The organism is Gehongia tenuis, from assembly GCF_014384795.1.
Lineage (GTDB): Bacteria > Bacillota > Clostridia > Christensenellales > NSJ-53 > Gehongia > Gehongia tenuis.
Genome location: NZ_JACRSR010000001.1, coordinates 1,168,402 through 1,187,148, shown reverse-complemented (window position 1 = coordinate 1,187,148; position 18,747 = coordinate 1,168,402). Strand labels below are relative to the sequence as shown.

The 18,747-nt window shown below is 55.0% G+C and carries 16 protein-coding genes; 15 read left to right on the top strand and 1 reads right to left on the bottom strand.

The window, feature by feature from the left end; all coding sequences use genetic code 11:
• Position 1 precedes the first annotated feature (1 nt).
• The 14 genes from uvrC to H8696_RS05820 all read left to right on the top strand — a co-directional run bounded on the left by uvrC (position 2) and on the right by H8696_RS05820 (position 16,900).
• A complete protein-coding gene (gene uvrC, locus H8696_RS05885) occupies positions 2-1,882 on the top strand; it encodes an excinuclease ABC subunit UvrC (RefSeq protein WP_283244860.1) in 1,881 nt (626 codons plus the stop codon).
• Positions 1,883-1,946: 64 nt separating this feature from the next.
• Positions 1,947-2,747 (top strand): Cof-type HAD-IIB family hydrolase, encoded by an 801-nt coding sequence (locus H8696_RS05880; RefSeq protein WP_249315921.1) that lies wholly within the window; start codon positions 1,947-1,949, stop codon positions 2,745-2,747.
• An 8-nt stretch (positions 2,748-2,755) separates the two neighbouring features.
• On the top strand, positions 2,756-3,697 hold the full coding sequence (gene hprK / locus H8696_RS05875) for an HPr(Ser) kinase/phosphatase (protein ID WP_249315920.1): 942 nt from the start codon (positions 2,756-2,758) through the stop codon (positions 3,695-3,697).
• A gap of 6 nt (positions 3,698-3,703) precedes the next feature.
• Positions 3,704-4,654, top strand: a complete 951-nt coding sequence (locus tag H8696_RS05870; RefSeq protein WP_249315919.1) for an ROK family protein — start codon at positions 3,704-3,706, stop codon at positions 4,652-4,654.
• Between the two features lie 56 nt (positions 4,655-4,710).
• Positions 4,711-5,850 carry a type 2 periplasmic-binding domain-containing protein gene (locus H8696_RS05865; protein ID WP_249315918.1) on the top strand — a complete coding sequence of 380 codons (1,140 nt, stop codon included), beginning with the start codon at positions 4,711-4,713 and terminating at the stop codon, positions 5,848-5,850.
• Positions 5,851-5,909: 59 nt separating this feature from the next.
• Positions 5,910-6,824: a UDP-N-acetylmuramate dehydrogenase gene (gene murB / locus H8696_RS05860; protein WP_249315917.1), complete on the top strand. Its 915-nt coding sequence runs from the start codon at positions 5,910-5,912 to the stop codon at positions 6,822-6,824.
• A gap of 13 nt (positions 6,825-6,837) precedes the next feature.
• Complete coding sequence (gene rapZ, locus H8696_RS05855; RefSeq protein WP_249315916.1) at positions 6,838-7,719, top strand: RNase adapter RapZ; 882 nt, start codon at positions 6,838-6,840, stop codon at positions 7,717-7,719.
• A 3-nt stretch (positions 7,720-7,722) separates the two neighbouring features.
• Positions 7,723-8,682 (top strand): DNA-binding protein WhiA, encoded by a 960-nt coding sequence (gene whiA, locus H8696_RS05850; protein WP_249315915.1) that lies wholly within the window; start codon positions 7,723-7,725, stop codon positions 8,680-8,682.
• Positions 8,683-8,689: 7 nt separating this feature from the next.
• Positions 8,690-8,944, top strand: coding sequence for an HPr family phosphocarrier protein (locus H8696_RS05845; RefSeq protein ID WP_249315914.1), 255 nt, complete (start codon positions 8,690-8,692; stop codon positions 8,942-8,944).
• A gap of 73 nt (positions 8,945-9,017) precedes the next feature.
• The gene (locus tag H8696_RS05840; protein WP_249315913.1) at positions 9,018-12,509 is read left to right on the top strand and encodes a DNA polymerase III subunit alpha; all 3,492 of its coding nucleotides are present in this window, start codon (positions 9,018-9,020) and stop codon (positions 12,507-12,509) included.
• Positions 12,510-12,712: 203 nt separating this feature from the next.
• Complete coding sequence (gene pfkA, locus H8696_RS05835) at positions 12,713-13,672, top strand: 6-phosphofructokinase (protein ID WP_249315912.1); 960 nt, start codon at positions 12,713-12,715, stop codon at positions 13,670-13,672.
• Between the two features lie 55 nt (positions 13,673-13,727).
• Positions 13,728-15,086 (top strand): 23S rRNA (uracil(1939)-C(5))-methyltransferase RlmD, encoded by a 1,359-nt coding sequence (gene rlmD, locus H8696_RS05830; protein ID WP_249315911.1) that lies wholly within the window; start codon positions 13,728-13,730, stop codon positions 15,084-15,086.
• Between the two features lie 21 nt (positions 15,087-15,107).
• Positions 15,108-15,572 carry a VOC family protein gene (locus H8696_RS05825; protein WP_249315910.1) on the top strand — a complete coding sequence of 155 codons (465 nt, stop codon included), beginning with the start codon at positions 15,108-15,110 and terminating at the stop codon, positions 15,570-15,572.
• A gap of 176 nt (positions 15,573-15,748) precedes the next feature.
• Complete coding sequence (locus H8696_RS05820) at positions 15,749-16,900, top strand: pyridoxal phosphate-dependent aminotransferase (protein ID WP_283244925.1); 1,152 nt, start codon at positions 15,749-15,751, stop codon at positions 16,898-16,900.
• A 79-nt stretch (positions 16,901-16,979) separates the two neighbouring features.
• Here the strand turns inward: H8696_RS05820 and H8696_RS05815 are convergent, their stop codons facing one another.
• The gene (locus H8696_RS05815; protein ID WP_249315908.1) at positions 16,980-17,903 is read right to left on the bottom strand and encodes a LysR family transcriptional regulator; all 924 of its coding nucleotides are present in this window, start codon (positions 17,901-17,903) and stop codon (positions 16,980-16,982) included.
• Positions 17,904-18,048: 145 nt separating this feature from the next.
• On the opposite strand from H8696_RS05815, the gene H8696_RS05810 reads away from it, so the two are divergent.
• Entirely contained in the window at positions 18,049-18,729 is a 681-nt protein-coding gene (locus H8696_RS05810) for an RraA family protein (RefSeq protein ID WP_249315907.1), read from the top strand.
• Positions 18,730-18,747: the final 18 nt, after the last annotated feature.

The window sequence follows — 18,747 nt, the reverse complement described above, 5'->3', positions numbered from 1 at the left end:
CATGCCAAACGAAAGGATTTTAGAAAAACTTAAGCACCTTCCGGACCATCCGGGCGTTTATCTGATGAAGGATAAGGATGGCACCATTATCTATGTGGGCAAAGCCGTGTCCCTCAAGAACCGGGTGCGTCAGTATTTTCATGCGAACCAGGGCCATACGCCCAAGGTTCTCGCCATGGTGGAGCATATAGAGGATTTTGAGACCATCCTGGTGGACAGCGAGCTGGAGGCGCTAATTCTCGAATGCAACCTTATCAAACGCCACCGGCCCCACTACAATATCCTGCTGCGGGACGACAAGCATTATCCCTATGTGCGCATCGATATGAATGAGGATTTTCCTAAGGTGGAGATCACCCGCAGGGTTAAAAATGACAAAGCCAAATATTATGGGCCGTATATTGCGGCCCATTCGGTCTTTGAGGTCATGGATGCGCTGAAGAAAATCTTTCCTGTTCGCACCTGCAACAAGGATATCGCACGGGCCATCGAGCGCAGGGAGCGGCCCTGCCTCAGCTATCAGATTGGGGGCTGCATGGGCCCCTGCACCGGCAATGTTTCGCCGGAGGAGTACAAGGCCATGATGAAAAAGGTGGCGAATTTTCTGGCCGGGCACCCTGAAGAGGTGCTTCAGGAACTCAAAGTCCAGATGAACGAGGCTTCGGAGAGTCTGAACTTTGAGCGAGCGGCCATTCTAAGGGATAAGATTCAGCTGGTGGAACGGGTGGTGCAGCGGCAGAAGGCCATCTTCACCAGCATGGTGGATGAGGACGTGGCGGCGCTGGCGCAGTGGGGCGGTCAGACCATGGTGGAGATGTTCTTCATCCGGGGCGGCAAGCTCATTGGTACCGAACAGTTTCATTTGGACAACGCTTCCGACTCGGATAACGGGGAGATCATGGCCACCTTCCTGGGCCAGTTCTATGCCGATGCATCGGTGGTTCCTAAAAAGATTTACGTCAATGCGGAGCTGGGGGAGAGTGTACGGGCGCTCGAGGCATGGCTCACCGAGAAGCGGGGCTCCATGGTGGAAGTCATCCGGCCGCGGCGGGGCGAGAAGCTTAGGCTGGTGAAGATGGCGGAGAGCAATGCCCTCGAGATTCTGCAGAAAAACCTCACCCGTCAGCAGATGGAGGAGGAGAAAACCTACGGTGCCATGGCGGCCCTCAAGACGGCTCTTGTCATGGACAAACTGCCCCGGCGCATCGAGTGCTATGATATCTCCAATATTCAGGGCACCAATTCCGTGGCGTCCATGGTGGTATTTATCGAGGGGAAGCCCGCCAAAAAGCAGTACCGGCGCTTTCGGATCAAGCAGGTGGAGGGGCCCAACGATTTTTTGAGCATGTATGAGGTGATCACCCGCAGATTTACCCGCGGCATCGCGGAGAAAAGGGAGCTTGTGGAAGCGGGGCGGGACCCGTGGGAGGGAAAATTCTCCGATCTCCCCGACCTCGTGGTGATCGACGGCGGCAAAGGCCAGCTGGGTTACGCCAGGCGGGCCATGGAGGAGACGGGCGCGGCGGATATCTTTACCGTGGGTCTTGCCAAGCGCTTTGAGGAGATCATCCTGCCGGACCGGGACGATCCGGTCATCCTTGATAAGGCGTCCCCGGCGCTGAAGCTCATGCAGCGGATTCGGGACGAGGCCCACCGCTTTGCCATCACCTATCACAGATCCCTGCGCACCAAGAGCGGACTCATGTCGGTGCTGGATGAAGTGCCGGGCATCGGGCCCAAGAAACGCACTCTGCTTATGAACCATTACGGCACCCTTCGGGCCATTCAGCAGGCAACCTTGGAGGAACTCTGCCAGGTGCCCGGCCTCGGCAAACCGGCGGCGGAGAACGTGTACCATTATTTTCGGGAAGGCATGGAGTAAGGGTTTTCAATTTGCGGCTTTTGTTGTATGATAATCGGTGGACAAAGATCGGAGGGGGAGAACCATGGGATACAGGCTCATTGCCATGGATATGGACGGAACGCTGCTGAACGGCGACACAAAAGTCAGCGAAGGCAACGCCAAAGCGCTCGGGGATGCCATGGCGGCAGGATGTCATGTGGTGCTGGCCAGCGGCCGGATGTATGCCTCCGTGCAACCCTTCTTTGAAGCAATGGGGCTCAACGCACCAGTGATTACCTATCAGGGGGCTCGTGTGATGGGCACCCGCGGCGAGGAGCTTTACCGAAAATGTGTGCCTATGGAGCTGGCGAGGGAGATTCTCGCTTATGCCCGTGAGAAGGATTTTTATATTCAGATGTATTGGGACGAGCGCCTTTTCTATGAGGAGAGAACGAATCACACCGACTATTATGAGGCGAAAAGCGGGATCAAGGGCACGGCGCTGGGCCGAGGCGCCTTCGATCATCTTACGGAGGAACCCTTTAAGATTCTCTGCATGGACAGGGCCAGCCGGATTTCCGAAGCCCGAAGGGAGCTTGCCGAACGCTATGCCGGGAAGCTACAGGTGGCCACTTCCGAACCCGAATACTTGGAGATCACCCACCACGAGGCCCACAAGGGTGCGGCGCTCAGCTTTCTTGCGGAAACCATGGGCGTTTCACAAAGCGATGTAATCGCCGTGGGGGATGGCCGCAACGATATCTCCATGATCCGCTGGGCGGGTCTTGGCGTGGCCATGGAAAACGCTTCGGCTTCAGTAAAGGAAGCGGCCGATGTGGTGGCGCCCACCAACGATGAGGATGGTGTGGCTTTCATTATTCGAAAATATATGCTGAAACAATAGGAGAAGAAATGGCCATCATTGCGCTGACGGAGTTTGTCAAAGCTCTCGATTTAAAAATTATTTATGCGCCGCCGGACGTTCATACACTGACGCTGATCAGTGATGATATCAATCGCCCGGGTTTACAGCTTACCGGCTATTTCAGCTACTTTTCCAAGACCCGTGTGCAGATCATGGGCAAAAGCGAACTGAGTTATCTGGCGGAAATGCACGCCGCTGATCAGGAATCGGTGCTGGACCGCTATTTTAGCTATGAGATACCCTGCCTCATTATCAGCCGGGGACAGAAGCCTCCCGATGTGCTGCTGGATTCGGCGCGACAGTATCAGCGGGTGGTTCTTGGGACCGATCTTGTGACCACCAAAGCCATCAACAAGATCACGCACTATCTGGAAAATCTGCTGGCACCCCAAATTACCCGTCACGGTGTTTTGGTGGACGTGTACGGCGTGGGTATTCTCATGATGGGCGAATCCAGCATCGGCAAGAGCGAAACGGCACTGGAGCTGGTCAAACGGGGCCACCGGCTGGTGGCCGACGATGTGATCGATATCACCAAAGTCGGCGAGAACAAATTGGTGGGCAAGGCACCGGATATCGTGAAATTTTTTATGGAGATTCGCGGTATCGGCATCATCAACGTCCAGGAAATGTTCGGTGTGGGCGCGGTGATCGGCCATAAAACCATCGATATCATCATCTGCTTGGAGCAGTGGGTCCAGGGCAAGGTCTATGACCGGCTGGATTTTGGCGACGAAACCATGGAGATGCTGGAGGTGGAGGTTCCTACCATCACGCTTCCGGTCATGCCCGGTCGGAATCTGGCGATTATCGTGGAGGTGGCAGCGATGAACTACCGCCTCAAGCGAAGGGGGTATAATGCCGCGGCGGAGATTACGCGCCGTCTGACGGCTGAAATACAAAAACGAGAAGAAGAATATGGAGGCTGAGAAAAAATGGTCTATGTAGGCATCGATTTGGGCGGAACGAACATTGTCGCCGGCGTGGTGGACAAGGACGGCAAGATTCTGGGTAAGGCTGAAACCCCCACCATGGCGGAGCGGCCCTATGCGGAAGTTCTGAAGGATATGGGCGATGTGGTCGTCAAGGCCGTGGAGAACGCCGGTTTTACCATGGACGACGTGGCTTCCGTGGGCGTAGGCGCTCCGGGCGTGGCCGATCCTGAAACGGGCGACATCGTGTTTGCCAACAACCTCAGGTGGTACAATGTTCCCGTTTGCTCCACGCTGAAGGCACAGTTGAACAAACCCGTTTATATCAACAACGACGCCAATGTAGCCGGCCTTGCGGAAGCGATGTTCGGCGCCTGCAAGGGCGCGAAGAGCTCCATCACCATCACCCTGGGCACCGGTCTTGGCGGCGGCATCATCCTGAACGGCAAGATCTGGAGCGGCACCCATGGCGTGGGCGCCGAGCTGGGTCACATCGTTATTGAGAAGGACGGCCTGCAGTGCAACTGCGGCAACCATGGCTGCTGGGAGCGCTATTCCTCCGCAACCGCCCTCATCCGCTGGGGCCGCATGGCTGCTGTGGAATTCCCGAGCTGTCTTATCAACGCCATGGTCGACGGAGATATCAACAATATCACCGCAAAGACCGTGATTGATGCGGCGAAGGCGAAGGACTTTGTGGCCATCGATGTGTTCAACAAGTTCATCAGCTACCTGGCCGACGGTATTGTGACGCTGATCAACTCCATCGATCCCGAAGTGATCGCCATTGGCGGCGGTGTTTCGAAGGCGGGCGAGTTCCTGCTGGAGCCCCTGCGCAAGCTGGTGGCCGAGAAAGTTATGTTTAAGGATCTGCCCTATGCCAGAATCGAGCTGGCTGAGATGGGCAACGACGCCGGTATCGTGGGCGCCGCCATGCTGGGCGTAATCGCGTAATAGCTTCACAATTTCATACATAGCATAGAGGTAAAGGTTGGAAAGGAGCCAGATGCATGGCGAAAAAGAAACCTTTGCCTCTATTTTTATGGGCAATTTTCATATTGGCGTTTCTGATTGGGATGCCGCCCATCCTGAAGGCCAGCTTCTCGGGGGAGGATCCGGCGGAAATCAAAACGGAGCTTCCGGAATGGACGGGCGTGATCCGGCTGCTCCATGTACGGGACTGGCAGGGCGGAGTTTCCCTGGAGAATTTTCTGAAGGAGCAGATCGCAAGATTTGAAAAAAACAATCCCAAGGTATTCATTGAGATGACGGTGGTCACCGGGGAGAACTTTTCCGAGGAACTCCTGCAAAACGCCGATCTGCTGTCCTTTTCCACGGGCACCTTGAAGGACCCACGGGAGAAGCTGTGGCCTTTATCCGGCGCAAACGGTCTTAAAAGTGAATTTGCCGGACTTGGCGCCTACCAGGGCACCCAATATGCCATTCCATACGCCTATGGCACCTATGTCTTGTGCCGCAATACCTCCTTGGCGTCCACACTTCCCGAAGATGGAGAGAATTTTGCACAGAGCCTTGCCGACCTCTCCATGGACCGGGGCAAAGGCAGTGAGCAGCAGCGCGTCACAGGGATCGCTCTTGGCAGCGGCGGATTGCGGATGCCCTATCTGGCTCTCGTCCTTGCGGGGGGAGGCGGGCCGGAGATTTTGGAGGGGGCGGACGGCACACTGCTGTCTATGACGGACGCCTATTCGGCCTTTGCCAAAGGAAACAGCGCTTATTATGTGGGCACTTTGAACGATGGGGCCAAGCTCCGTAAAAAAGCGGAGGACGGCGAGCTGCCTCTCGCTCTCAGCCTCCCTGTGGGTAATGGACCCTGCTATACGGACATGGTGCAGTATATGGGTGTGGTGCGGGGCGATGATACCAAAAGAAGCGAGATGTGCGCAAAGTTTGTGGGTCAGGTGGTGGATGAACGGGCACAGAAGGGTATCACTGCCGCGGGCGCGTTTCCGGTGCGGGCGCTGGATGAATCCGCGTATGAGCCGGAGAGCTGGCTGTATCCGCTGGAAGGTCAGAATCTGAAAATATTATCGCCCTTCATGGACCAAAAAGAGAAGGAAGAATTTGTGCAGGCTGCTGTCAAGGTACTGCAGGGCGATATGGACGGCCTAAACCGCTGGCTGCCCTGACCGTTGTAAAATTGATCGGTTTACGGTAAACTAAAGATAGTTTGTTGAAGGAGGACGCTATGACCAAATTGGCCTTGAAAGAGGAACTGAAGAAATGGGTGCCGGAGGAGCGGCTGCTCGTGGACGCACCCATGAAGGAGCACACCTCCTTTTGCATCGGCGGGCCTGCCGATATCTTGATGCTGGCGGGATCGGTGAAAGAGATCCGTGCGGCCCTTCAGCTGTGCAAAACACAGCATGTGGCCGTTATGGTCATGGGCAAAGGCTCCAACCTTCTGGTCCGGGACAAGGGTATTCGCGGGCTTGTGATCAAGCTCGCTGAAAATTTTGGCGATATCAACATTGAGAAGAATTGGCTTTCGGCTCAGGCGGGGGCCTCCCTTGCGAAGCTTGCCCGGCAGGCTATGGAAGCGGGGCTGACCGGCCTTGAGTTTGCCAGCGGCATCCCCGGTGCCTTGGGCGGTGCGCTCACCATGAATGCCGGCGCTTACGGCGGCGAGATGAAGGACGTGGTAAGAAAGGCAACGGTGCTGGACGAGACGGGCGCTGTGAGAACGGTCGCGGCGCAGGAGCTGGAGCTGGGCTACCGCACCAGCGTTTTTCAAAGGAAACCTTGGGTGGTACTGACGGCGGAGATGGAGCTTCGCGCCGGGGAGCGGGAAGCCATCGCGCAGGTGATGAATGATTTGAATGAAAGAAGGCGGCTCAAGCAGCCCTTAACCCAGCCCAGCGCGGGCAGCACCTTCAAGCGGCCCACTGGGTACTATGCGGGTACGCTGATCGATTCCTGCGGACTCAAGGGAGCCCGGGTGGGGGATGCCATGGTGTCCGATAAGCACGCCGGCTTTATCGTCAATGTGGGAAACGCAAGCTGCGAGGATGTGCTGGGGCTTATAGCCAAGGTACGGCAAACGGTGAAGGAACGTATGGATGTGGAGTTGGAGCCGGAAGTTCGTTTGGTAGGCGAAGCATAGGAGGGGTGAATCGATGAAGTTTGTGGTGGTGACCGGTGTTTCTGGTGCGGGCAAGACCCAGGTGCTCCGCTGTTTGGAGGATATGGGCTTTTTCTGTATGGATAACCTCCCGCCCATGCTGCTCACCAAGTTTGTGGAGCTGTGCGCCCAGACGAAAGATGATGTGCAGCAGGTTGCCGTGGTGGTGGACATCCGGGGCGCCGAATTTTTTGACACCCTGGGAGACACTTTGGAAATTCTGCGGGCCAATGTGGAGAGCATGGAGATTCTTTATCTTGACGCCGATGATGCCGTTTTGATCCAGCGCTACAAGGAATCCCGGCGCACCCATCCTCTGAACCAGGAAGGCACCTTGGAGGAAGCCATTCATAAGGAGCGGCAGATGCTTTCCATCCTTCGGGACCGGGCGGATTATATCCTGGATACAACCACCCTTCGGACAAGCCAGCTCAAGGAGGTTCTTTACAAGATCTTTCAGGGAGATACCCGTCAGGGCATGGCGGTGCAGGTGGTCTCCTTTGGTTTCAAGCGGGGGCTGCCCCTCGATGCCGATCTGGTCTTTGACGTGAGGTTTTTGCCCAATCCGTATTATATTGAAAAGCTTAGAAACCTGAACGGCACCTCGAAGGAGGTGCAGGATTATGTCTTTTCCTTTCCGGAGGCGGCGGAATTCATGGGCCATTTGAAAAGGCTTTTGACCTTTCTGATCCCTTTTTACATCAAGGAGGGCAAGACCCGTTTGGTGGTGGGTATCGGCTGCACGGGCGGGAAGCATCGTTCGGTTGCCATCGCCAGCCGCCTGGCGGACGCGCTCAAGCAAAGCGGTTACCATACCAATCTGATCCATCGGGATATGCAAAAGGAGAGCAATCGGGAAATCTATCAGGGGGAATAGGCCATGTCCTTTTCATCGGAAATCAAGGAGGAACTGGTGCATGTGGGCGTAAAAAGGTCCTGCTGTATTCGGGCGGAACTCACAGCGCTCATTCAGATGGCAGGCACCATCCATCTGAAGGGCATGCGCCATCTGGCTCTCACCATCAACACGGAAAACGGTGCGGTGGCCCGCAGGGCTTTCAGCTTCCTCAAAAAAAGATATGGTATTCAGCCCCAGATTCAGATGACCGAGCATACTCAGCCCAAGAAAAGCCATGTCTACGAGCTGATGGTGGACGCAGAAGATGCCCTTCGCGTGCTGCGGGATACGGGCATTGTTGAGGATGATGGGGATGGCTTCTTTAATCTGAATTGGCGGATTCAGCCGTCCGTTGTGGAAAGCGAATGCTGCAAGCGGGCCTATCTCCGCGGCGCCTTTTTGGGCCGGGGCTCCATGGCCGATCCGGAGAAAATGTATCATCTGGAGTTCGTGGTGGACCGGGAGGAACTGGCCGCATCCCTGGTGGAATTGTTGCAAAAAAAAGAAATTAACGCCAAAGCCATTCCAAGAAAGGACCACTTTGTGGTATACTTGAAGGAAGGTGAACACGTTATACGCCTGCTCAGCATGATGGGCGCTCATGGTGCTCTGCTGGAAGTGGAGAATATCCGCATTCTTAAGGATATGCGGAACAACGTCAACCGCAAGGTGAACTGCGAAACGGCCAACATCAATAAGACCGTGAACACCGCGGTAAGACAGATTGAGTGCATACGGCTGGTGGAACAGCGGATCGGCTTTGACAGGCTTTCGCCAAACCTGAGGCAGATTGCTGAGCTCCGGCTCAACTATCCCGACGCATCCTTGCAAGAACTGGGCGCCATGCTGGATAAGCCCATTGGAAAGGCGGGCGTGCATCACCGGCTTCGCAAGCTGGAAGAAATGGCCAATGATTTGGGACTGCAACAGAATAAGGAGTGATCGATTCATGCAAAAAAAAGAAGTGCAGGTAGGCTGGAAGGAAGGCATTAATGGCCAGGTGGCCCCTAAAATCACTCATGTGGCAGGACGGTATTCCTCCCTCATCTGTGTGCAGACGGGGACCAAAAAGATTAATGCAAAATCCCTTATGGGCGTGATGTCGCTGGCGGCTAAGAATGGAGAACACCTGCTGCTGACGGCGGACGGCGCCGATGCCAGTGAGGCCATTGCGGCTGTGGCAAAGATGATTGAAAATCGCTAAAAGCTGTGATAAGAGGCCGCCGGCGAGTCCGGCGGCCTTTGTATAAGTTTTTTTCTTGCAGGGAAAGGAGAAAATGTTGGAATTTGTCCATCTACACGTGCATACTGAATACAGCCTTTTGGATGGCGCCAGCCGCATTGATAAGCTGCTGGACCGCTGCAGGGAACTGGGTATGGACAAGCTGGCAATCACTGATCACGGCGTACTTTACGGCGTGGTGGATTTTTATAAGAAGGCAAAGGCGCGGGGCATCAAACCCATTCTGGGCTGCGAGATGTATGTGGCCGCAGGGTCCCATCTTGAAAAACAGAACAAGGAATACAACCATCTCATTTTACTGGCCCAAAATGAGACCGGTTATCAAAATTTGGTGAAGCTGGTGTCACTGGCCTTTTTGGAGGGGTTCTATTACAAGCCGAGGATCGATGAGGAACTCTTGAGGACCCACAGCGAGGGCCTCATCTGCATGTCCGCCTGTCTTGCCGGCGCCATTCCCCAGGCCCTTTTGCAGGGCCAGGATCAAAAGGCACGGCGCATTGCCGAACGGTATCAAGCCATGTTTCCCGGCCGGTACTACATTGAGCTGATGGACCACCATCTGCCCGAGGAGAGGGAGGTTATGCCAAAGCTCATCGCACTTGCCCGGGAACTGCAAATCCCCATGACGGCCACCAACGACATCCATTACATCCTGAAGGAGGATGCCGAGGCTCAGGAGATTCTCATGTGCATCCAAACGGGTAAAACCCTGGACGATCCGGAGCACATGCGCCTTGAGACGGAGGAATTCTATCTTAAATCACCGGAGGAGATGGCCCGCCTGTTTGAAGCGGTGCCGGATGCACTGGAGAACACGGTGAAAATTGCGGATCAGTGCCAGGTGGATTTTGATTTTGACACCATGCATCTGCCCGCTTTCGATGTCCCCGAAGGCTATACGGCTGCCGGATTCTTTCGGAAGCTTTGTCAGGAAGGTATTGAGAAGCGGTTCCAGCCCGTTCCTTCCGAAGTGCAGGAACGCTTGGAAAGTGAAATGTCCATGATCGAGCAGATGGGCTATGTGGATTACTTCCTCATTGTCCATGACTTTATCAAATATGCCAAGGATCATGGCATTCCCGTGGGGCCGGGCCGCGGCAGCGCCGCGGGCAGCATCACCGCCTATGCCCTTTCCATCACCGATGTGAATCCGCTCAAATATGGACTTATCTTCGAACGCTTCCTCAATCCGGAGCGAATCAGCATGCCCGATATCGATATCGACTTTGATTATGAGCGCCGGGGCGAAGTTATTGATTACGTGGTGGAGAAATATGGGCAGGATCGGGTGGCGCAGATCATCACTTTTGGGACCATGGCGGCCCGGGCGGTGATCCGGGATGTGGGCCGGGCCCTTGGCATGGCCTACAGCCAGGTGGACCCTATCGCCAAAATGATTCCCTTCGTGCTGGGCATGACCATCGACAAGGCCCTTGAAATGAACGGCGAGCTTAAGCGGCTGGCGGAGGAGGATGAGGCGGTGGGCCGCCTGATCCGACTGGCCAAGGTACTGGAGGGTTTGCCGCGCCATGCTTCCACCCATGCGGCGGGCGTGGTGATCTCCAAGGTTCCGCTGATGGAATACGTGCCTCTGCAAAAGACGGAGGACAGTGTGGTAACCCAGTTCCCGATGACCACCCTGGAGGAGCTGGGACTCCTCAAGATGGACTTTCTCGGCCTGCGCACGCTCACGGTCATTCAGGAGGCCATCGATCTTGTGGAGAAAAACAAGGGCGTTAAGGTCGAGTTTGAAAAAATGGATATGGAGGACCCGGGGGTGTATGAGATGCTCTCCAGCGGGGATACCGACGGCGTGTTCCAGATGGAAGGCACGGGCATGAGGAGCTTCCTGCGGGACCTTAAACCCAACTGTTTTGAGGATATCATCGCCGGCATCTCCCTGTACCGGCCCGGTCCCATGGAGCAGATTCCCCGCTACATTGCGGGCCGCCGCCATCCGGACCAGGTAAAGTACGCCCATCCGCTTCTGGAACCCATCCTGTCCGTGACCTTTGGCTGCATGGTGTATCAGGAGCAGGTCATGCAGATCGTGCGGGATCTGGCCGGATATTCCATGGGCCGCTCCGACCTGGTGCGCCGCGCCATGTCCAAAAAAAAGAAGGACGTCATGGAGCGGGAGCGGGATATCTTCATCAATGGTCTGGTGGAGGATGGAGAAAGGGTACTGCCGGGCTGTGTGGGCAACGGTGTGGACGCCAAAACCGCCAATGACATTTTCGATGAGATGACGGCTTTTGCCCAGTACGCTTTCAATAAGTCCCATGCGGCGGCCTACGGCGTGGTTGCATACCGTACCGCCTATCTCAAAGTTCATTATCCCCTGGAATTCATGGCGGCGCTGCTCAACAGCGTCATGGGCAATACCGAGAAGATCGCTCTTTATATCGATACCTGCCGCCACAAGGGCATCAAGGTGCTGCCGCCGGATGTCAATACCAGCTACCGAAAGTTCAGTGTGGACGGGGAATCCATTCGTTTTGGGCTTTTGGCCATCAAAAACGTGGGCAGCACTGCGGTAGAGATCCTGGTGGAGGAGCGGCAGAAGAATGGGCCTTTTAAGGATTTTCTGGATTTCTGCCAGCGGGGCGATTCGGAATTTTTGAATAAGCGTATGGTGGAGAGCATGATTAAGGCCGGCGCCTTCGATTCTCTGGGCGCAATCAGGCCTCAGCTCATGTACGTCTATGAGAAGGTCATGGATTCGGTAGCCCAGGAGCGCAAGCACAACGTGAAGGGGCAAATATCTCTTTTCAGCATGGAGGAGAGCGCCGCCTCATCGATGATGCCCAAGCTGGAGCTGCCCGATCTGCCCAGCTATGCGCCGACAGTGCAGCTGGCTTTGGAGAAGGAAACCATGGGCGTTTATATCTCGGGCCATCCGCTTGAGGCCTATGTCAAGGAACTGGAGAAAATGGAATGGACGGTGGCGAGGCTGAAAGAGCGGCTGGAGGAAAATGCTCTGCTGACCGGCGACCTCTATGACGGCAAGAGAATAGAACTGGCCGGCATGGTGGCGGGCCGCACCCTCAAATACACCAAAAACAATCAGGTGATGGCCTTTGTGCAGCTGGAGGATATGACGGGAAGCCTTGAGTGCCTCATTTTTCCCAAGGTCTACGAGAAGAGCCAAGGCCTTCTCACGGAAGGAATGGCCATCCGAGTGCGGGGAAAGCTCAGCGTCCGCGAGGAGGAGGATCCCAAGATTTTGGCCGATGAGGTACTGCCGCTGGGCGCTGTGGCCGAACCGGAGCCGGAAAGGGAGAGGCCGGTTCCCGCGCAGGGAAAGCTCTATATCAAGGTGCCCACCATCGATGATCCGGTGGTGAAGAAGATCCGCATCGCCCTTCGGCTGAATCCCGGGGAGCTGCCCGTGATCCTGATGGATGCATCCGACCGCAGGACTTATGCAATGAAAAGCCTGCCGATTAAGCCGGGCCCGGAGCTTTTGGACAGCTTAAAAAAATTGGTGGGTGAAGACAGCGTGCGATTGAAGGTTGGTCATTGACGGAGCACACTTTATCTTGTAAAATGGGTAAAGTAGGCAAGTAGGTGCATTTCTGCCGGAACGCCAATTTGCCGCATGTGGGAAGCCGGTAAAAAAGCCCGGCTTGCCAAAAAATACATCGGTGATCCAGATTTAAAACCGGGAGGTTTTAAATCGTTTTGGACGGATCGAACCGATAAATGAATTGTTGGGGTGGGGTAACGATGAAAAAAATTGCAGTTTTGACCAGCGGCGGAGATGCGCCGGGTATGAATGCCGCCATCCGCGCCGTTGTACGCATCGCCGATTATCATGGCATGGAAGTCTATGGTGTGAGCCGCGGCTACAATGGTCTTATTAACGGCCAGATTGAGAAGATGACGCCAAGGAGCGTTGCCGATATCATCCAGCGCGGGGGGACCATTCTTAAAACTGCCCGCTGCGAAGAGTTTAAGACCGAGGAAGGCCGCGCCAAGGCAGTGGAACAGATCCAAAAATACGGCATTGAAGGCGTGATCGTCTGCGGCGGTGACGGAAGCTTCCGCGGTGCTCAGCTGCTGAGCCGCCTAGGCATCCCCACGGTGGGGCTGCCAGGCACCATCGACAACGACCTTGCCTATACCGAGTACACCCTTGGCTTTGATACGGCGGTTAACACGGCGGTTTCCGCCATCAACAATATTCGGGACACCATGACCTCCCATGAGCGAGTGAGCGTGGTGGAGGTGATGGGCCGCAGATGCGGGGATATCGCCCTCTATGCGGGCATCGCCGGCGGCGCCGAAGTGATTATGGTACCGGAAATCCCGGTGAGCATCGATTATATCTGCCAGCGGCTTTTGGCCGGCAAGGAGCGGGGCAAGCTCTCCTCCATCATTGTGCTTGCGGAAGGCGCGGGCCATGGCGAGGAGATCAGCGAATTGGTGGAGAAGGGAACGGGCCTTGAAACCCGGCCCGTGGTGCTGGGCCATGTGCAGAGGGGCGGAACGCCCACCTGCCGGGACCGCATTTTGGCCAGCCGCATGAGCGCCCATGCCGTGAAGCTTTTGAGCAAGGGGGTTGGCAATCGCCTGGTGGGAGTCAAGGGCGAGAAGATCTTCGATATGGATATCGATGAGGCTCTGGCCCAGAAACGGACCTTCAGCAAGGAATTGTACGATCTGGCGATTGAACTCGCCAACTGATGAGAGGAATCGAAAGGGCCCGGCGTAAGCTGGGCCTTTTCTGATGGAGATAAATATGAAAAAACAGGATAAGTTGGCGGTTACCGCCGATGATTTGACCCACGAGGGGATGGGCGTTGCCCACGTGGAAGGCATGGCCGTATTTGTGAAAGGACTGCTGCCGGAGGAGACGGCGGAAATTGAGATCATCAAAGTCGCCAAAAATTATGCCGTGGGGCGTATCATGGAGCTGTTGAAGCCCTCATCCCAGCGGACGGAGGCGACCTGCCCCGCCTTTGGCCGGTGCGGAGGCTGCACGCTGATGCATCTCAGCTATCCGGCACAGCTTCAAATGAAGGCAAAGCGGGTGGTGGACTGCCTAGCTCGGATCGGCGGCGTGGATTCGGACATCTTCGAAGGCATTGTGGGTATGGAGAACCCCTACGGATATCGAAACAAGGCGCCCTATCCTGCAGCAATGGTGGAGGGCGGCGCCCGTCTTGGCTTCTATGCGGCCCGCAGTCACCGGCTGGTGCCAGTGGAGCGCTGTCCGGTACAGATGCCCGTCATTCAGCAGGCTTATCAAGGGGTATGCGAATGTCTCAAAAAATATCCTGTGCCCGCTTATGATGAAGCATCGGGAGCGGGTTTGCTGCGCCATGTGATGATTCGGGCCTCACAAAGCACCGGCGAGGTGATGATCGCCTACATCATCCGAGGCAGAGCTCTGCCCGGCGAAGAACGCATTGCCGAATTTCTGAAGGAACGGGTGGAAGGTCTGGCCGGTGTGATGGTGAACCAAAATATGAGATCGGGCAACGTGATTTTGGGGGACGGATGGAGGACGCTTTGGGGCAGGGACCATATTGAGGACGAGCTTTGCGGGCTCAAGTTTCGGGTGTCGCCCGCCTCCTTTTTTCAGGTTAATCCGGCGCAGGCCCAGCGGCTGTATGAAAAGGCGGCGGAGTATGGAGAGCTGACAAAGGAGGACACGGTCTTTGACGGCTACTGCGGAACGGGCACCCTGACCTTGGTGCTGGCCCGGCAGGCGAAGCGGGCCGTGGGTGTGGAAATTGTTCCGGAAGCGGTTGCAGATGCCCGAATCAATGCCGCAAACAATGGTCTGGCGGATCGAACGGAATTTTGGCTGGGAAAGGCGGAGGAGGTGCTGCCCGCGAAAATTGCGGAGGGATTTAAACCGGATGTAGTGGTCTTTGATCCGCCGCGCAAGGGATGCCATCCCGATTTTCTTGCCGCTATGGCGAAGGCGGGACCCAAACGCATGGTCTATGTCTCCTGTGATCCCGCAACCCTGGCGCGGGATATCGCTCTTTTGAGGGATTTTGGCTATGCGGCCCGGCGTGCCAAAGCTTTCGATCTTTTTCCTCATTCGGGTCATGTGGAGTGCGTGGTGCAGCTGAGTGCGGATAACTGAGCATGGGAAAGGGTGTGGAGAATGAACTATACCAGCGTGGTATTATCTGTGGCGGATATCAACGCCGCACGGAAATTTTATGAGGATTTGTTTGGCCTCGAACTCGATCAAAACTATGGCATCAACATTTCCTTTACCTGCGGCCTATCCCTACAGCAGGACTTCGATTGGCTGATAAAGTTGCCGAAGGATAGGATATTGAACTATGCCAACAATATGGAGCTCTGCTTTGAGGAAAAAGATTTCGATGGTTTTTTAAAAAAGCTGAAGAAGTATCCGGGCATCGTCTTTTTGGGCGATGTGATAGAACACGGCTGGGGTCAGAGGGTCATTCGATTCTACGATTTGGATGGTCACTTGATTGAAGTGGGGGAGGATATGGAAATGGTTGTCCAGCGTTTTTTGGATACGGGTATGACGATGGAAGAGGTGTCAGCAAGGATGGATGTATCCGTAAAGGATCTGCTGAAACTTTTGCATCGTTAGAAGCATAACCTGCCGGGGCATGACCGCCCCGGTTTTTTGCCCTGTTAAATATAGATATATTTTATATTACACATTAAAATTATGAAATTGACTTTCTAATTCACCGATGCTACATTAAGTACAGCAAAGAAAGGGAACGAGGAGGCAGAAAGGTGAACTACGAAACAGCGGAAAGAATGGAGCATCTTCCCTTTTCCGGCATTCGTGCTGTGATGGAGAAAGCAACCAAGATGCAGCAGAATGGCGAAAAAGTTATCCATATGGAACTGGGGCGTCCCGATTTCGATACGCCCGAGAAGATCAAGCAGGCCGCCTACGACAGCCTGGCGAAGGGCAATGTGTTTTACACTTCCAACTACGGTACCCCCGAACTGCGCAAGGCCATTGCGGAAAAATTGGCCACTGAAAACGGCATCAGCTACGATCCGTCGGAAATCCTGGTGACCGTTGGCGTGGGCGCCGGTACCTTTGCATCCTTTGCAGCCTTCCTGGACGAAGGTGATGAGGTATTGGTTCCCGATCCGGTGTGGCTCAATTATATTCATGTGCCCAGCGCTCTTGGCGGCAAGCCGGTGCCCTACACGCTTCTTGAGGAGAACGACTATCAGATCGATATGGCGGAGCTGGAGAGCAAAATTAACGAGCGAACCAAGATGATCGTTATTATCTCTCCCCACAATCCTACAGGCAGCGTTCTTGGCAAGGAAACGCTGGAGAAGCTGGCCGATATTGCAATTCGCCACAATCTTCTGGTGGTTTCCGATGAAATTTATGAAAAACTGGTCTATGACGGTGAGAAATACACCAGCATAGCTTCACTGCCCGGTATGAAGGAACGCACAATTACCTTGGGCGGTTTTTCCAAGGCCTATTCCATGACGGGATGGCGTCTTGGCTACATGGCGGCGCCTCGTGAGATCATCCAAGCCTGCGTCCGCATTCAGCAGTACACCGTTACCTGCGCGTCCTCCTTCGTGCAGGAAGCGGCCATCACCGCACTCAAGGACTGCGAGGCGGACGTTCAGGCTATGCTCAAGGAATATCAAAGGAGAAGAGATTATGTGGTCGATGCCCTGAACAAGATTGACGGCATCAGCTGCAAGGTGCCGAGGGGTGCGTTCTACATCTTTGTAAACGTCAAGGCCCTGGGCAAAACTTCGATGGAGATTGCGGAATATCTGCTGGATACGGCCAAGGTGGCCTTGGTGCCCGGTTCCGCATTCGGCGAGCAGGGCGAAGGTTATCTTCGAATCTCCTACGCCAGCAAATATGAGGACCTTGTGGAAGCCTGTGAGCGCATCAAGGCCGCCATCGAAGCTTTGAAATAGATCAACAGCGGTTACCTTTCCCCCTTACAATAAGAGAAATACCCCAAAAGCTCGATACACTTTTGGGGTATTTCTTGTTTTACTGGGATCCACCCCAAACCTCGCCTACTTTGATGGGCTGCCAATGGGCGGCGAGATAGTCATCGAGCAGCTGTTCGAAATAGGATACGGTTCGCTCATGGGTCACATTGGGAAATTTGTGCTTGATCTTATAGCAGATGCGGTCCGGGGGCGGATTCTTGAGCTCGCTTACATAGATGGGCCGGAAGCGGGCCAGTTCCTCGATGACGGAGATTGGCGCGATCATCCAGTGGCGGGGGTCCTCCCAAAGGCGATCCAAAAGAGTGATGGTGTCTGCGGCGATATGGGGCCGGAAGGAAGCGGTAAGCCAGCGGTCATGCCAGATCTGATAGTGGTCGTCCCACGCCAGAAAAAGCTCCATGGTGGGATCCAGTTCGTTGGTATGAACGAGAGGCTGCGGGACGGCCGGCTGATCCGATTGGACAAGATACAGCTTTTCCTGAAAGAGCTTCTCGGAGATGATGTTCTTGTAGTTGAGATGGTGGTAAACAAAACCGATATCAATATCATGCTCGCTCAGGATGCTGTACAGCTCCGCCGATTGATGGGTCTCGATCTTAAGGTCCAGCGGATATTCACCCTTGAGAATGAGGCGGTAAAAGGGAGCCATCACCGTGTTGTTGAGACTGTCCGTGCAGCCGATGGTCAGCAGCATCCGATCCTCATTATATTGCAGGATCTGGGTTTCCTTCCAAAGGGAAATCCAGCGCTCCGCGATGGAGATGAACTCCTGGCCTTTGGGAGTAAGCTCCACCTGCTTGTGTCCTTTTTGCCGAATCACCAGCGAAAAACCCAGATCCTTTTCCAGTGAACTCAGCCGGTGGCTTACCGTAGGCTGGGACAAAAAAAGCAGGTCGGCGGTCTTGGTGATGCTCTTGGTGTTCACGATGCTGAGAAAGGTTTCGATATCGGCAAGATTCATGGCGTTTTCCTCGTTTCATATAGGACTAATCATAGATAATATTTATATTATACAGAGAAATTATTCGTTTTTCAATGGTTATCTTCTGTGCTATTCTGAAACCAGGTATGGGAGCCGTGAGGCTTTCGGAAAGTGAGGAATGGTTATGCCAACAGGATGTAGAATCAAGAAGAATTTTGAACGGCCGGACAGGGAGCTGGTGGAGGCGTTCCGCGGTGTCCCGGTAGCCAATATTGACGACTGCATGGGCAGGCTCGCGGCGCTGGACGCCTCGATTCGTCCCATGAATAAAGCGCCCCTTCTGGGCACCGCTTTCACGGTGAAGGCCCCTGCGGGCGACAATCTGATGTTCCATAAAGCGCTGGATATGGCAAAGCCCGGCGACGTTTTGGTCATTGCTACCGGCGGCAGCATGAGCCGTTCCCTGTGCGGCGAGATCATGACCCGCTATGCCATGATGAAGGGTCTTGCCGGTTTTATCGTTGATGGATGCATCCGCGACCATGACGAGATTGCGGCTATTGAAGAGTTTCCGGTTTACGCTAAGGGCGTGACGCCCAACGGTCCCTACAAGAACGGCCCTGGAGAGATTGGTTTTCCCGTGTCCTGTGCGGGCCAGGTGATCTGCCCTGGGGATATCCTGGTGGGCGATGGGGATAGCGTGCTTGTGATCAAGCCGGAGGAGGCCGAGGCGCTGGCGGAGAGCGCCAAAAAGGTTACGGCCAGCGAGACCGTCCAGTTTGCGGATATCGCAAGCGGCAAAGGCCTCAACCGGGACTGGATCGACCAGACGCTTGAGAAGATCGGCGTGGAGTATGTTGACTAATCGTTAACAACGGTTATG